Origin of the sequence: Faecalibacterium taiwanense (genome assembly GCF_036632915.2) — a bacterium.
GTDB classification, from domain to species: Bacteria; Bacillota; Clostridia; order Oscillospirales; family Ruminococcaceae; genus Faecalibacterium; species Faecalibacterium taiwanense.
In genome coordinates, this window is record NZ_CP155552.1 from 1846589 (window position 1) to 1861697 (window position 15109).

Sequence of the window (15109 nt, forward strand, 5' to 3'; positions counted from 1 at the left end):
ATCGATGGTTCGTTTAAAAGTTTAAACTTGCTCAGATAACGCTCCTACAGTAGCACCTGATAAAGTTCCCTGAAACCAAGGGCTGTGGGCTGGGAGTTTCTCCAGCGAATGTCCGGGAAGTGGGGCCCCGTGCGTAAGCACAGGGGCGGAACCGTGGGTTCCGGGCTGTTCGCGGAGAAAGCTCCCAGCACGCGGCCTACTCTACAGCCCGAACAGCAAAAAAGCTCCCCTTTGCAGGAGAGCTTGCGAACATTCTTTAAGCGTTTGCGGTGCGGGCATCGTGTTCCTTCTCGACGTCCTTTTCCTTCTGCAGGCGTTTGCGCACCACAAAGTAGGCCGGAATGAGGAAGAAGCAGGCAAAGAACCATGCCACCGGGCTTGCGATGCAGGCCGCAAAGTAGCCCCACAGCGGCACGAACCAGAAGCCCACCATGGCGCGGGCGATCATCTCGGCCACACCGGCAAACATGGCAAGGCCGGAGAAGCCCAGACCCTGAATGGTGTAGCGGTAGATAATGAGCACCGCCAGCGGGATGTAGAATACGCTGTTCCAGAAGATAAAGCTCTGGGCATTGGCCATGATGGCGGTCTCGCTGGCATCCAGGAACAGGCCGATGAGCAGCTTATCCGTCACGCGCAGGATGAGGAAGGACGCAATGCTGTATACGCAGCCGATGCCGAGGGCGGTGTACACACCCCGGTCCACACGGTCCAGGTCCTTTGCGCCCATATTCTGGCTGGCATAGGTGGTCATCGCTGTGCCGATACTCTCCAGCGGCACGCAGAGGAACTGCGCAGCCTTGCCGCCGGCGGTCTGCGCGGCCACGATGTCGCTGCCCAGACCGTTCACCGCACCCTGCAGCACCACGCTGCCAATGGCCGTAATGCTGCACTGCAGGCCCATGGGAATGCCCATGCTGCACAGCTTTGCGCAGTGGGTCAGGCTGAAACAGCCCTCTTCCCTGCTCCAGCGCAGCTCCGGGTAGTGGCGCAGGATGTACAAAAGACTGCCCAGACCCGCCACAGCCTGACTGACCACAGTGGCAAATGCCGCACCGAATGCCCCCATCTGGAACACGATGATGCACACCAGATCCAGCCCGATGTTCAAAAAGCTTGCCACCAGCAGGAAATACAGCGGGCGCTTGCTGTCGCCCAGTGCACGCATCAGGGCGCTGGTCACATTATAAAGCAGAGTGAAGGGGATGCCTGCAAAAATGGTGCGGATGTAGATATCCGCAAGGTCGATGATGTTTTCCGGGGTGTTCGTCCACACCAGCACCGAGCGGGTCAGCGCCACAGTGACAATGGTCAGCACCACCGCAAAGAAGATGGACAGCCACACGGTATTGGCGGTGTAGCGGCGCATCTCCTTGTAGTCCTTTGCGCCGAAAGTCCACGAGATGGGGATGGAAAAGCCGCAGGCGATGCCGTTCACAAAGCCCAGCACCAGATAGTTCAAACCGCCCACGCTGCCCACAGCGGCCAGCGCTTCCACGCCCACAAAGCGGCCCACGATGATGGTATCGGCCAGATTGTAGAACTGCTGGAACAGGCTGCCCAGCATCAGCGGCACCGCAAACGCAAGGATCAGCTTGAGCGGACTGCCTTGGGTCATATCCTTTGTCATAGTATAAAATCCTCCTGCCACACTGGGAACCGGCTTGATGTCGTGATTTTTGCCGTGAAAAACGCCCTGCCGGAAAGGGGCAGGACGTCGTGTACATTCATGAATGATATTATAGTGGAGTGACGCAGGATTTACAAGATTTGCATTGCATCAACATTTACGAATTTTTGCCGCAAGAATTGGTGATTTTGCTTATTCCGAGTAATGCGCAAGGAACTGTTTGGTGCGCTCCTCCTGTGGGTGCTCAATGAGCTGCTTGGCAGGGCCTTCCTCCACCACCACGCCGCCATCCATGAACATGATGCGGTCGGCCACGTCACGGGCAAAGTGCATCTCGTGGGTGACGATGATCATGGTGGTCTTGCGGTCGGCAAGGTCGCGCAGGACGCGCAGCACCTCGCCGGTCAGCTCCGGGTCGAGGGCCGAGGTCGGCTCGTCGAAGCAGAGAATGTCCGGGTGCAGAGCCAGTGCGCGGGCAATGGCCACGCGCTGCTGCTGACCGCCGGAAAGCTGGTGCGGGTAGTGGCCTGCCCGGGCAGAAAGGCCCATCTGGGCCAGAAGTTCCTGTGCCTGCTGTTCCAGCTCGGCATGGATGGCCTTTTTGTTGGCCTTGTAGTCCGGGCGCTCCTTCGCCAGCAGTTCACCCGCCAGCATTACGTTCTGCAGGGCGGTGTACTGCGGGAAGAGGTTGAAGTTCTGGAATACCAGACCAAAGTGAAGCCGCTTTTTGCGGATCTCGCTCTCGCGCTGGGTGGCGGGGTCGGCAGCGTCCCACATGGTCTCGCCGTTCACCTTGATGATGCCGGTGTCCGGCCGTTCCAGAAAGTTCAGGCAGCGCAGCAGGGTGGTCTTACCGGAGCCGGACGAGCCGATGATCGCCAGCGCTTCGCCCTGTTCCAGCGTGAGTGAGATATCCTTGAGTACTTTGGTATCGCCAAAGTTTTTGCCAATGCCGGAGGCTTCAAGCAGTGCCATGATCCAATTTCCTCCCTTTCATCAGCGGAAATAATCCAGTTTCTTTTCGGCCCAGCCAAACAGCAGGGTGAGTGCGCCCACGAACACCAGGAAGAAGATGGCAGTGGAGAACAGCGGCCAGATCAAGCCCTTTGCACTGTACTCCTTGGCCATCATGATGATTTCCTTGTTGGCAATGGTGTTTGCCAGCGAGGTATCCTTGACGAGGGTGATCACCTCATTGCCCATGGGGGCCAGAATGCGCTTGACCACCTGCAGCAGCGTCACCTTGAAGAAGATCTGGGTCTTGGTCATGCCCAGCACCTGACCGGCCTCGGTCTGGCCCTTGGGAACGGCTTCGATGCCGCCGCGGTAGATCTCGGAGAAGTAGCAGGCGTAATTGATGGCAAAAGCCACCACCGCCGCCACCATGCGTCCGCCGGAGCCGGAGGGCCACGGGTTATTCATGCCCAGCAGGCCGGGGCCAAGGTAGATCACGATGATCTGCAGCATCAGCGGCGTGCCGCGGATGACCCATACAAAGGTCTTTACCGCGCCGGAAAGCGGCTTGCACCGGCTCATGGAGCCGAAAGCCACCACCAGACCCAGCGGCAGCGCAAACAGCAGGGTCAGAGCGAACAGCTCACAGTTGAGCAGAAACGCGCCGGAAAGGCGACTCAGAATCACAGACACAAGAACACACCCATCAATCCGTTTTTTGAACTCCTCCCGTCACCTTCGGTGACAGCTCCCTCAATGAGGGAGCCTCACGCATATCGGCAACAAAAAGCCTCCCTCACCGAGGGAGGTGGCATCGCGCAGCGATGCCGGAAGGAGTAATTACATTCTTATAGAACTCAGTCGGCCAGAGCCAGATCGTACTTGTCGGCCAGAGCCTGCATGGTGCCGTCAGCCTTCAGCTCGTCAAAGGCGGCATCCACAGCTGCGGCGGCATCGCTGCCCTTGCGGAAGGCCACGCCGTACTCTTCAGCGTTCAGCTCGTCCACGATCTTCAGGCTTGCATAGTCGGTGCCCTCACCGATCATGGCGTTGGCCAGAGTCAGATCCAGCACAGCGGCATCAGCAGTGCCTGCGGCAACTTCCATCAGGCAGTCGGTCTGCACGCTCTTGGAGACGTAATCGGCCTGTGCAAGGTTCTCGTCGCCCTCAATGGCGGCTTCACCGGCAGAACCAGCCTCGGCAACCACGGTCTTGCCCGCCAGATCCGCAGTGGAGCTGTAGTCGGTGCCGTCCTTCACGACCACGACCTGTGCGTTCTTGGCGTAGGCCTTGGTGGTTGCGGCGTTGGCCATGATGTCATCGGTCAGGGTCATACCGTTCCAGATGCAGTCGATGCTCTTGGCATCCAGCTCCACCACCTTGGTATCCCAGTTGATCTCCACGAACTCCGGCTCGACCCCCAGCTTTTCGCACACGGCAGTTGCCAGCTCGGTATCAAAACCGGTAAAGTTGCCGTCGGCATCGGTGTAGTTCATCGGCTCATAGACGGTGTAGCCAATGACCATCTTGCCCTTTTCCTTGATGTAGTCCAGATCGCTGGCTGCGGTCTCGGAGGCGGCTGCGCTCCCGGATGCAGAGGCAGAAGATGCCACGGTGGAAGTGGATGCGGCACCGCCGCAGGCGGCAAGGCTCAGTGCCATGGCACCAGCCAGAAAAGCAGAGACAAGACGTTTCATAAAAGGTTCCTCCCTTTTTGTTTCCCCAATGTGTTCCCTCTCGGTTTAGTATTTTATCATGCTAAAGTGTTAAACTGTGACTATAGAATAGCGCGTTTGCAGCCATTTGGCAAGAGGAAATGCAAAAGTTAGTGCAGTTCGTCTTTTTCAAGGCTTTTCTGCGCCAATTCTTTGGTCTGGTTGCACAAAGAAAAGAGGAAAAGCTTTGCGCCTTTCCTCTTTTCTCCGCTTTACTCTTCCGCAAACGCCGCCAGCGCAGCCTTCTGCAGCTCCGTCACCGAGATGGTGCACAGTGCCGCAAGGTCGGCATCCGAACCATCGTCCGGGATGCCTGCGATCTCAGTACGGGTCTTGCCCTTCAGGTAATCGCACCAGCCCTCGCTGTGCTCGTACCATTCCTTGTCCAGACTGGATGCCCCGCGCATCCCGTAGCTGTCGCCCAGTTCCACCTTGGTTTTGACCATTTCCGGTGCCGACACCGTACCATCCGCGCCCACGGTAAGGGCAGGCTCTGCCACATCCGCCACTGCACCGGTCACACGGCCGTCAGCATCCAGCGTCAGGGCTGCCACTGTGATGTCCACCTGCGCGGTCACATCGTGGTCATCGTCGGCGGTCAGTTCCTTGGTGTCATTGCGCACTGACACGCCCAGCACAGCGCGGTCGCCGCGGGCCGAGCCGACTGCCTTTGCATTCTCGCAGGCGCGCACCACAGCATCCCGATAGCCGTCCACCGCAATGGTGCAGGTGGAGAGCAGGTCAGCATCCTTCGGCTTGCCGTCATCGTCGGTGGCAAGCTTCTTCACCTCATCCGGGGTTTTGCCGGTAAGATAATTGCCAAAGGCATCCGCCTGCTCTGCCCAGCCCTTTTTCAGCGAGGACACCGCCGCCAGCGGGTAATCGTCGCCCTTCTGGCGCTTGGTGCGATTGTCGGTGGGCATCGTCACCTTGCCGGTGCTGTCCCCCGTGACCGAGATCTCCACCTCGTCCAGCATCACATCTGCCACCCTGCCCTCGGCATCCAGCAGAACGGCAGCTGCGATGGTATCGATCTTGCCCGCGCGTTCCTGATCAGACGCTTCGGTCAGGATGCCAAGGCCGGTGCGGTATGCAGCGTTCTGGCCCGCCTGCCCCGTCTGCGATGAACTGCCGCCCATGTTCGTGCTCATGCTGCCGGAGGGACCGGAATCGCTTCGGCTGCAGGCGGTCAGGGCCAGAGCTGCCGCCAGCGTGCAGCCCAGGATCATGCGAGGTATCTTTTTCATTATAATAAAACGCTCCCTTTCCTGCCCCCATCGTAAAGGGGCTTTTGGGCTAGTTTACCCGGAAAGGGAGTTTTTATCACATCAAGGGGCTCAGCAGCCGCAGCACACTGTCCAGCACCGTGCCGGGCAGGCTGGTGCGGCATTCCGTCACCTGTATCTCGCGGCACTGCGGCAGCGTGGCCCGTACATCGTCCCGCAGAACTGCCACCTGACTGTTCTTTTGCAGCAGTACACCGCACTCAAAGTGTAGGAACAGGCTGCGGTAGTCCATGTTGATGCTGCCCACTACGGCAGTTACATCGTCGCTTACCCAGCACTTGGCATGCAGAAAGCCGGGCGTATATTCGTAAATGCGTACACCTGCCCTCAAAAGCGGCAGATAGTACGACCGGCTCAGCCGGAACACCAGCTTTTTGTCCGGGATGCCCGGCAGCACCAGCCGGATGTCCACCCCGCGCTTGGCCGCGTTTTTCAGTGCGTCCAGCATTTCCTCGCCCACGGCAAGGTAGGGCGTGTAGATATAAACATACCGCTGTGCCTGCGCAAGAATGTTCAGGTACACCGTCTCGGCCATCGGTTCCTCGTCCAGCGGGCTGTCCGCGTAGGGCTGCACGATGCCGTCCGATACCGGCGACACCAGCGGCATGGGACGAAATGCATCATAATCCGTCTCGCTGGGGCGGAAGGCGTTCCAGAAGTTGAGGAACATCACCGTAAAGTTCCACGCGGCATCGCCTTCCACACGCAGGGCTGCATCCTTCCAGTAGCCAAAGCGCTGCTCCGCATTGATATACTCATCTGCCAGATTCACGCCGCCGGTGTAGGCCACCGTACCGTCAATGACTACGATCTTGCGGTGGTCGCGGTGGTTCATCACCAGCGAGAGCAGCGGCACCACCGGGTTGAACGGGATGCAGCGGATGTGCGCCCGCTCCATGCGCACGATGAAATCGGCGGGCAGACCCAGCAGACTGCCAAAATCATCGTAGATCAGGCGCACATCCACGCCCTGCGCAGCCTTGCGGCGCAGGATCTTTTCAATGCCGTTCCACATGCAGCCGTGGCTCACGATGAAAAATTCCAGAAAGATGCTCTTTTCAGCCTTTTCCAGATCGGCCAGCAGCTGCGGATACATGGCTTCGCCGCAGGCAAAATACTGCGTGCGAGTGTTCTGCCACGCCGGATAGGGGCCGTACTTTGCCACATATCGGCTCTGCCCCTGCTCGCGGGCATCCAGACCTTCCAGCACACCCGGCTCCTGTACAAGGTCTTTTTTGTGGGCATCCTCCACCGCCTGCATTTTCAGGCGCAGACGCTTGGCCGGGCGTTTGTTGCCAAAGGCCAGATACAGCGCACCGCCCAGCAGCGGCAGAATGCCGATCAGCGCGATCCAGCCCACCTTGTAGGCGCTGTTCTCATCCTTGCGCACAAGGTACAGGACGATGAGCAGGCTCAGTGCGTTGAGCAGGCCGTTCACCCACACGCGGCCCGTGCCGGTGGTGATGGCAAACGCCACCCAGCACAGCCACAGCAGCTGCAATGCCACCAACACCACCGTGATGGTGATGCGGTTCAGAATGCGGCTGAAAAAGCGCACGATCGGTGAACGAAAAAGCATGGGCCTGCCCTCCTTTCCCATTTATAATTATGTGTAAGTATAGCGCGGTTTTACAACTTTTTCAAGTTTTGCGCTGTTCAAAAAAAGCAAGCCAGACCCGCAGGCCCGGCTTGCTTGCAATATCAAAAACTCTTTTACTCTGTTTTTCCGTCCTCATAGCCCACCATCAGGCCGCCCTGTTCAGCGTAGTAGCTGCACAGGCCGCCGCACTCGGCCACATCCACCTGCGCCCCTGCAAACACCGCGTGGATCATCAGCTTCAGGCGCTTGGCCGCTTCCGGGTTATCACAGTGGGCAATGTGCACTTTGCCATCGGTAAAGCCGTGATCCTTCAATTCCAGCACGATGCGCTCCAGTGCACCGTGCTCGCCGCGGGTCTTGCACAGCACCTCCAGCTCGCCGCTCTCACTGGCCTGACCAATGACCCGGATGCCCAGCATCCGTGCCACAGCGGCAACAGCAGGCTTCACACGGCCATTGCGGGCCAGATTGGCCAGCGATTCCAACGAAAACAGCAGATGTGTGTGCTTGTGGTAAGCCAGGATTGCCTCGCAGATCTCGTCAAACTCCATCCCGATCCGGACGAGATCCCGCAGACGCTCTGCCAGCAGACGCAGCTCCGGCCCGGCGGACAGACTGTCCAGAACAAAAACACGGGCCTCCGGGTGCGTTTCCTTGTATTCTTCCGCTGCCAGCAGTGCAGCATTGTAGCTGCCGGACAGTGTGCCCGTGATGGTGGCAACAAAGATCTGCTCCGCACCCTCATAAGCAGCCAACCAGTCTGCCACATTGGGGCAGGAGGTGCTGGTCTTGCCCTTGTAAGTACGCAGAGACCGGGCCATGCCCACAGCATCCAGAGTACCGTCATCCAGATATTCCTGTTCATCCGTGATGATCTTCAACGGCACACAGGCAAAATCCACGCCCGGCAGGGCATACAGGCTGGACGAAGAATCCACAACGATCTTGGTTTTCATAAAATGCACGCTCCAAATCTATTTTGTGATAGCAGGTCATTTTTTTATTTTCCGTGCCTTACACGCACTTCCGCCTGCATGGTTTTTCGGTTCACTGCAGACATCATAACAGTTTTTCAAAAACCTGTCAAGGGATTTTATAATTTCTTTTAAAAGTTTTAAAAATCCGTTGACCAGAGAACAGATTTGCGCTATAATACCGCCATAAAACCATTTTCTGTATCCCGCGCAGCCCAGCTGCGCCAACCTTAGAAAACTGCTTACGATATGAAAACTGAAACCAAATGCCGCGTTGCGGCCTGCGCCGCCGGGTTTGCCCTGCCCCGGTACGCCGATCTCCCGCAGATGGGGCTTTATCTTGACCAGACCGTGCAGTACGTCAACAGCTATTTTCGCACCTTCTGCGGCGTGGAGCTCACCTCTTCCATGGTCAGCAACTACGTTAAAAAGGGCATTTTGTCCCACCCGGTGCGCAAGAAGTACGCCCGCGATCAGATCGCATCCCTGATGTACATTGCAGTCTCCAAAACGGTGCTCTCAATGGAAAACATCGATGCCCTGTTTAAAATGCAGCGGGCGCACTGTTCCGCCGGGGCAGCTTACGACTACTTCTGCGACGAGATGGAAAACTGCCTGCCGTTTGTATTCGGCTGCACCAGGGAAATCCGCGACCTTGCCGTGGATGCCGCAGATGAAAAGCTGCTTCTGCGCAGCACGATCCTTGCAGCGGCAAACAAAATGTACTTGGACTGCTGCTTCAACGCCCTGCGGCAGGAGGAAAATCTCTGGGATACCATTCTGCCCGATCTGGCGTAAGAACACAAAAAAGGCCGTGCCTCCATAAAAGGAAGCACGGCCTTTGCATTTTATACGTTCAAGATCAGGTATCCTGCAGTTCCCCGCGGCTTGCAGCCTTGAGGTATGCGAAGATGAAACCGTCCAGATCGCCGTCCATCACGGCATCCACATTGCCGGTCTCGTAGTTGGTGCGATGATCCTTGACCATGGTGTAGGGCATGAACACATAGCTGCGGATCTGGTGACCCCATGCGATCTCGTTCTGCACGCCCTTGATGTCGTCGATCTTATCCATGTGCTGCTGCTTTGCGATCTGATACAGCTTTGCCTTCAGCATTTCCATGGCGTAGTCACGGTTCTGGAACTGGCTGCGCTGGGTCTGGCAGCTGACCACGACGCCGGTGGGCTTGTGGATCAGACGCACAGCGGAAGAAGTCTTGTTGATGTGCTGGCCGCCGGCACCGGAGGAACGGTACACCTGCATCTCAATGTCCTCGGGGCGGATATCCACCTGAATGGTGTTATCCAGCTCGGGCATCACTTCCAGCGAAGCAAAGCTGGTCTGACGGCGGGCGTTGGCGTCAAAGGGCGACACGCGCACCAGACGGTGCACACCGTTCTCACTCTTGAGCAGGCCGTAGGCGTTGGCACCCTTCACCATCATGGAGGCGCTCTTCATGCCGGCTTCATCACCGTCCTGATAATCCAGAACCTCCACGGTCATGCCGTGGTTGGAAGCCCACTTGTTGTACATGCGGTACAGCATTTCGGCCCAGTCCTGTGCCTCGGTGCCGCCGGTACCGGCATGGAAGGTCAGGATGGCGTTGCTGTGGTCGTACTCACCGTTCAGCATGGTCATCAGCTGCAGCTCATCCACTGCCTTGCCCACAGCGTTCACAGACTCCTCTGCTTCGGGGATCATGGCGGGGTCGTATTCTTCATCCAGCATTTCCAGCATGGTCTCGGCATCATCGTACAGGCCCTGCAGCTTTTCAAAACGGCTCAGCTTGCCCTTCAGGTCGCCCACTTCGTCAAAGACCTTCTTGCTCAGGTCTGCATCATCATAAAAGCCGGGGCGGCTCATGGTGTGCTCCAGCTCCTGCACGCGCTTGCGGGAGGCATCAATGGCAAGGGCTTCTTCCAAGTCCTTGACCGCCTTGCCGTAATCGGCAAGCTGCACCTTCAGTTCGTCAATCGTGATCATTCTCTAAATCCCTCTCGAAATGATAAATAAGATAAAGTCCTTTGTACTTGCCAAAAGATACAGTTTATACACAGATACTTCATTAGTATACCGAGAATCTATGCTAAAGTAAAGGGGTAAATGGATTATCCTGCTGGAATTTTGAAGATTTTCACCTTTTCTTTTCTCTTTCAGGGGAGTATAATACCAGTATGAACCATACAACAGGAGGAAATCATGCCGAAATATTATGGCTGTCCCTGTGAAGGCTGCGGCAGACCGCTGGCGCTGACCGATGATATCGTGGTCTGCCCGGACTGCGGCGCACCCTATCACCGCGAGTGCTACGAAAAGCTTGGCCGCTGCATCCACACCCCCGCCCATGGCGCGGGCTATGAATGGACGTTCCCGTACAAAGACGATGCTCTGCGCACCTGCCCCAGCTGCGGTGAGCGCACCCTGCGCACCGAAGAGCGCTGCCGCTGCTGCGGTGCCGTTCTTCCGCCGGAGAGCCAGTGCCCGGAGCCGCCCACCCAGAGCCAGCCCGGCACCGACGCAGACGGACGCTTTGATTACAACGACCTTTACCGCCAGTATCAGCAGACGGTGGAGGAGCCCACCCGCCGCAACGTGCAGGCGGCCTTTGGCAAAGAAGAGCTGATTGACGGCATCCCCTACAGCGACTGGAACGATTATATTGGCAAGGCCGCGCCCGTCTACCTGAACGATTACAGCCGGATGCAGCTTCAGCACACCAAAATTTCCATGTGCTTCTCGGCGCTGGTGTTCGGCCCGTTCTATTTCTTCTACCGCAAAGCGTGGAAGCCGGCCTTTGGTTTTCTGGCCGCAGAGCTGGTGGTGGCCCTGCCCACCCTGCTGAGCATGATGCAGGCCACCGGCAGTCCGCTCACTGCGGGCATCAGCAGCACTGCCATCGTCGTGCTTTCCCGCATTATGACAGTGTTCAGCTTTGCACTGGTGATGCTGCGCACCCTGTACGCCAAGTGGCTGTACCGCAAAAGCGCAGCCGAGCGCATCCGCCGCATCCGTGCTGAGTTCCCGGACGCTGCCCAGCGCCGTGCGGTCCTGTCTGCGCAGGGCGGCGTGAGCATCGCCGGTGTGATCGGTGCCTTTGTACTGCTGATGGTGCTGGGTGCCTGCGCTACCGTGCTGATGGGTCCGAATCTGGACGCTTTGGCCGGGATGCTCTGATCTGCAATGCCGCCTGCAAAGGCTGGCATTGCGGATTTCAAAATAGTAATAGGAGAATATGGATCATGATGAAGAAAGTCACCAAAGCCGTCATCCCTGCCGCCGGTCTTGGCACCCGCGTGCTGCCCGCCACCAAAGCCATGCCCAAGGGCATGCTGCCCATCGTGGACAAGCCCGCCATCCAGTATCTGGTGGAAGAAGCTGTGCGTTCCGGCATCACCGATATCCTCATCATTCTGGGCCGCAACCAGAGCATCATTGAGGACCACTTTGACCGCAGCCCTGAGCTGGAAGAAAAGCTGGCAAAGCCCGGCAAGGAAAAGGCGCTGGAAGAGTGCCTTGGCATCGCCAACATGGCAAACATCCTCTTTGTGCGCCAGAAGCAAACGCTGGGTCTGGGCCATGCCGTAAATACTGCCAAGGCTTTCACCGGCGACGATCCCTTCGTTGTCATCTACGGCGATGACGTGATCTGGGGCGAGGACCCGGTCTGCGCTCAGCTGATCCGCGCCTACGAGGAGTTCGGCCGCCCGGTGGCAGGCGTTTCCGCAGTGCCATGGGAAGATGTGAGCCGGTACTGCAGCCTGAAGACCACCCCCATCCACGACAACTATTTCTTTGTGGACGACATGATCGAGAAGCCCAAGAAGGGACAGGAGTTCAGCAACTACTCCATTCTGGGACGCGTACTGCTGACCCCGGAGATCTACGAGATCCTTGCCCACACCAAGCCCGGCGCAGGCGGCGAGATCCAGCTGACCGATGCCATGGCCGAGTATGCCCGCACCCGCGGCGGCATGACGGCCGTAGAGTTCACCGGCAAGCACTACGACATGGGCAACAAGCTCAAGGTGGTGGAAGCTCAGGTGGAGCTGGCCCTGCAGCATCCGGAGATCGGCGAAGAATTCCGCGCTTACCTGAAGGAGTTCTGCAAGACACTGTAACTTATCCTGAAAATAAAAGATCCTCCGGCAGACCTGTCGGAGGATCTTTTTTATTGTTTACCCATTTACCTGACTGGGGTGCTTCTGCGGCGGCATCTTGGTAAAGAGCGCCTTCAGCACCAGCGGCGTTGCCACACTGGACACCACGATCAGCAGGATCACAGCGGTAAAGTAGACCGAGTCCACCACGCCGACATCCAGGCCCTTCTGGGCCACGATCAGTGCCACCTCGCCGCGGGTCATCATGCCAACGCCGATCTTGAGGGAGTCGCCCCAGTTAAAGCGGCAGATCTTGGCCGCAAGGCCGCAGCCGATGATCTTGGTAATGAGGGCCACAATGACGAAGCAGACACAGAACAGGAAAATTTCCGGCGTCAGGCCGCTGATGTCGGTCTTCAAGCCGATGGATGCAAAGAAGATGGGCGCAAAAATGATATAATTGCTGATATCCACGCGGCGCTCCACGTAGGAGGCATCGTCCATGGTGCACAGAACGATACCGGCGATATAGGCACCGGTGATATCTGCAATGCCGAAGTATTCCTCGGCGATGTAGGCCATGGCAAAGCAGAACGCCATGCTCACGATGGTGATGCGCTGGGTGTGGGGATTGCGCTTGTCCAGCCATGTCATAGCAAAGTGAGCCACAACGCCCACGCCCACGGCAGTGGCAAAGAACAGCACCGTATTGATGAGCACCTTGCCCAGACCCGTGCCGGTGCCGGAGCTGGCACCCAGCACGCAGGTGAGGACTACGATGCCGATGACATCATCAATGACGGCGGCACTGACGATGGTAGTGCCGAGAAAGCTCTTCAGGTGGCCCAGCTCCTGCAGGGTCGCCACCGTAATGGACACGCTGGTGGCGGTCATGATCGTGCCGATGAACAGGGCACGATAGAACTCAGGGCTGCCCACGGCAGAGAAGCCGTAGAACGCACTGTACAGCAGGGTGCCGCCCACCAGCGGAACGGCTACGCCCACGCAGGCGACCAGGGTGGCGATGGGGCCGGCCTTGATAAGTTCCTTCAGATTGGTGCCAAGGCCCGTGGTGAACATCAGCATCACCACGCCGATCTCTGCAAAGGTGGAGATGGCATCACTGGTCTGCACCAGATTCAGCACACAGGGGCCGATGATCAAACCGGCAAGGATCTCACCCACCACCTGCGGGGCCTTGCACTTGCGGGCCACCAGGCCAAAGAACTTTGCGCTGAGGATGATGATTGCCAGGTTACGGAAAACCGAATACACAAAGAATCCTTCCTTTACTATAAAATTCCCAGAACCATATATACATTCCTTCCGAAGATGGATAACAGAGAGCAGAGAGACGGCCGTTTCCCGGCTGCCCTGCCGTTCATCCTCTGAAAGCCACTATATTATATTCCTCTTTCACAAAAAAATCAAAATATTTTTTATTATATCTTTTTTCGGAAAAAGCTTGACAGAATCCACACAGCTTGCTATAATAAATTGCTGTCTGAACAGACACGCCGCACACAAGGCGCGATGCCGCGTTTTGTGTGTACCCTTGGTCCTGTGATTGCAGGACCCTTAAGTCCAAAAGGAGGTGCTACAAAATGGCAAAGTACGAAACCATGCTGATTACCAGCGCCGCTCTCGACGAGGAGGCTACCGCCGCTCTGGTTGGTAAGTTCAAGTCCCTGATCGAGGCTAACGGTACGATCGATTCCATCGACGAGTGGGGCAAGCGCCGTCTGGCCTACCCCATCAACGACGAGGAGGAAGGCGTTTACACCGTGATCGACTTCACCAGCGAGCCCAGCTTCCCTGCTGAGCTGGACCGTGTGTACAAGATCACTGAAGGTGTTATGCGCAGCCTGATCATTGCTCACGAGGAGTAATTCTTCTGTGACAGAAAGGGAGACCGTAAAATGTTGAATGTTGTTGCCATCATGGGCCGTCTTGTGGCGGATCCCGAACTGCGCACCACCCCGCAGGGTACCAATGTGTGCAGCTTCCGCATTGCCTGTGACCGCAATTTTGCGCGTCAGGGCGAGCAGCGTCAGGCCGATTTCATCGATATCGTTGCATGGCGTCAGCAGGCCGAGTTTGTTAGCAAGTATTTCCAGAAGGGCAGTCTGATTGCCATTGAAGGCAGTCTTCAGACCCGCCAGTATCAGGATAAGAACGGCAACAACCGCACCGCTGTGGAAGTGGTAGCCAACAATATCAACTTTGCAGGCTCCAAAAACAGCAATGCAGGCGGCGGAGCAAATTATCAGAATCATTCTGCTCCCGCCTACCAGAACGCAGCGCCTGCCCGCCCGGCCGCTGTGGAGGCAGCTCCCAGCTACTCTGCCGGCAATGCAGACGACTTCGCCGTCATCGACGACAGCGACGACCTGCCGTTCTGACACGAAACGGTCAATCCGTTAAAAATCCAATAGGAGGTAATAAGCAATGGCTTTTGAAAGAACCGAAGGCTCTCGCCCCGCACGCCCCATGCGTCGCGGCCGCAAGAAGGTTTGCAGCTTCTGTGTCGATCGTATCGACACCATCGATTACAAGGACGTGCCCCGTCTGCGTAAGTACGTCTCTGAGCGTGCAAAGATCATTCCCCGCCGTGTGACCGGCACCTGCGCTTATCATCAGCGCGCACTGACCATCGCCATCAAGCGTGCTCGTCACGTTGCTCTGATGCCCTACGTCAGTGACTAATCTTTAAAGAATCAACTCAATCAAAATAATCAGCAATCAGCAAAGCGCTCTCACCGATGACAAGGTGGGAGCGCTTTTTTGTCTTTTCCTCCGGCCCGGATGTGCTATACTGACCTCAGGAGGCGTTTTATTCTTTTTTGAGGAGG

15 protein-coding genes are annotated in these 15109 nt (G+C 57.3%); 6 read left to right on the forward strand and 9 right to left on the reverse strand.

Annotation, left to right across the window (positions count from 1 at the left end):
- Positions 1 to 256 precede the first annotated feature (256 nt).
- The 7 genes from PXT33_RS09215 to PXT33_RS09245 all read right to left on the reverse strand — a co-directional run bounded on the left by PXT33_RS09215 (position 257) and on the right by PXT33_RS09245 (position 8141).
- Entirely contained in the window at positions 257 to 1630 is a 1374-nt protein-coding gene (locus tag PXT33_RS09215) for an MATE family efflux transporter (RefSeq protein WP_097775428.1), read from the reverse strand.
- Between the two features lie 192 nt (positions 1631 to 1822).
- Positions 1823 to 2605: an amino acid ABC transporter ATP-binding protein gene (locus PXT33_RS09220; RefSeq protein WP_005938624.1), complete on the reverse strand. Its 783-nt coding sequence runs from the start codon at positions 2603 to 2605 to the stop codon at positions 1823 to 1825.
- Positions 2606 to 2626: 21 nt separating this feature from the next.
- A complete protein-coding gene (locus tag PXT33_RS09225) occupies positions 2627 to 3271 on the reverse strand; it encodes an amino acid ABC transporter permease (protein WP_005938622.1) in 645 nt (214 codons plus the stop codon).
- A 170-nt stretch (positions 3272 to 3441) separates the two neighbouring features.
- Positions 3442 to 4281 (reverse strand): transporter substrate-binding domain-containing protein, encoded by an 840-nt coding sequence (locus PXT33_RS09230; RefSeq protein WP_332376400.1) that lies wholly within the window; start codon positions 4279 to 4281, stop codon positions 3442 to 3444.
- 230 nt (positions 4282 to 4511) lie between these two features.
- A complete protein-coding gene (locus PXT33_RS09235) occupies positions 4512 to 5546 on the reverse strand; it encodes a hypothetical protein (RefSeq protein WP_332376401.1) in 1035 nt (344 codons plus the stop codon).
- Between the two features lie 76 nt (positions 5547 to 5622).
- Positions 5623 to 7164 (reverse strand): cardiolipin synthase, encoded by a 1542-nt coding sequence (gene cls, locus PXT33_RS09240; RefSeq protein ID WP_332376402.1) that lies wholly within the window; start codon positions 7162 to 7164, stop codon positions 5623 to 5625.
- A 134-nt stretch (positions 7165 to 7298) separates the two neighbouring features.
- Complete coding sequence (locus PXT33_RS09245; protein WP_294648565.1) at positions 7299 to 8141, reverse strand: DegV family protein; 843 nt, start codon at positions 8139 to 8141, stop codon at positions 7299 to 7301.
- Between the two features lie 267 nt (positions 8142 to 8408).
- Between PXT33_RS09245 and PXT33_RS09250 the strand changes: the two genes are divergently transcribed.
- Positions 8409 to 8957 carry a DUF1836 domain-containing protein gene (locus tag PXT33_RS09250; protein ID WP_005938962.1) on the forward strand — a complete coding sequence of 183 codons (549 nt, stop codon included), beginning with the start codon at positions 8409 to 8411 and terminating at the stop codon, positions 8955 to 8957.
- 64 nt (positions 8958 to 9021) lie between these two features.
- On the opposite strand, the gene prfB is transcribed toward PXT33_RS09250, so the two are convergent.
- Positions 9022 to 10143, reverse strand: a complete 1122-nt coding sequence (prfB, locus tag PXT33_RS09255) for a peptide chain release factor 2 (RefSeq protein WP_097775423.1) — start codon at positions 10141 to 10143, stop codon at positions 9022 to 9024.
- A gap of 216 nt (positions 10144 to 10359) precedes the next feature.
- Between prfB and PXT33_RS09260 the strand changes: the two genes are divergently transcribed.
- Positions 10360 to 11334 (forward strand): RING finger protein, encoded by a 975-nt coding sequence (locus PXT33_RS09260; protein ID WP_082210830.1) that lies wholly within the window; start codon positions 10360 to 10362, stop codon positions 11332 to 11334.
- Between the two features lie 68 nt (positions 11335 to 11402).
- Positions 11403 to 12278, forward strand: a complete 876-nt coding sequence (locus PXT33_RS09265) for a UTP--glucose-1-phosphate uridylyltransferase (protein ID WP_044953362.1) — start codon at positions 11403 to 11405, stop codon at positions 12276 to 12278.
- Positions 12279 to 12335: 57 nt separating this feature from the next.
- On the opposite strand, the gene PXT33_RS09270 is transcribed toward PXT33_RS09265, so the two are convergent.
- Positions 12336 to 13532: a cation:proton antiporter gene (locus PXT33_RS09270; protein ID WP_291016428.1), complete on the reverse strand. Its 1197-nt coding sequence runs from the start codon at positions 13530 to 13532 to the stop codon at positions 12336 to 12338.
- 329 nt (positions 13533 to 13861) lie between these two features.
- Between PXT33_RS09270 and rpsF the strand changes: the two genes are divergently transcribed.
- The 3 genes from rpsF to rpsR are packed head-to-tail and all read left to right on the forward strand — an operon-like array spanning position 13862 to position 14963.
- Positions 13862 to 14146 (forward strand): 30S ribosomal protein S6, encoded by a 285-nt coding sequence (gene rpsF / locus PXT33_RS09275; protein WP_005938979.1) that lies wholly within the window; start codon positions 13862 to 13864, stop codon positions 14144 to 14146.
- A gap of 30 nt (positions 14147 to 14176) precedes the next feature.
- On the forward strand, positions 14177 to 14659 hold the full coding sequence (locus tag PXT33_RS09280; protein WP_120081442.1) for a single-stranded DNA-binding protein: 483 nt from the start codon (positions 14177 to 14179) through the stop codon (positions 14657 to 14659).
- Positions 14660 to 14705: 46 nt separating this feature from the next.
- Positions 14706 to 14963: a 30S ribosomal protein S18 gene (rpsR, locus tag PXT33_RS09285; RefSeq protein WP_015538096.1), complete on the forward strand. Its 258-nt coding sequence runs from the start codon at positions 14706 to 14708 to the stop codon at positions 14961 to 14963.
- Positions 14964 to 15109 lie beyond the last annotated feature (146 nt).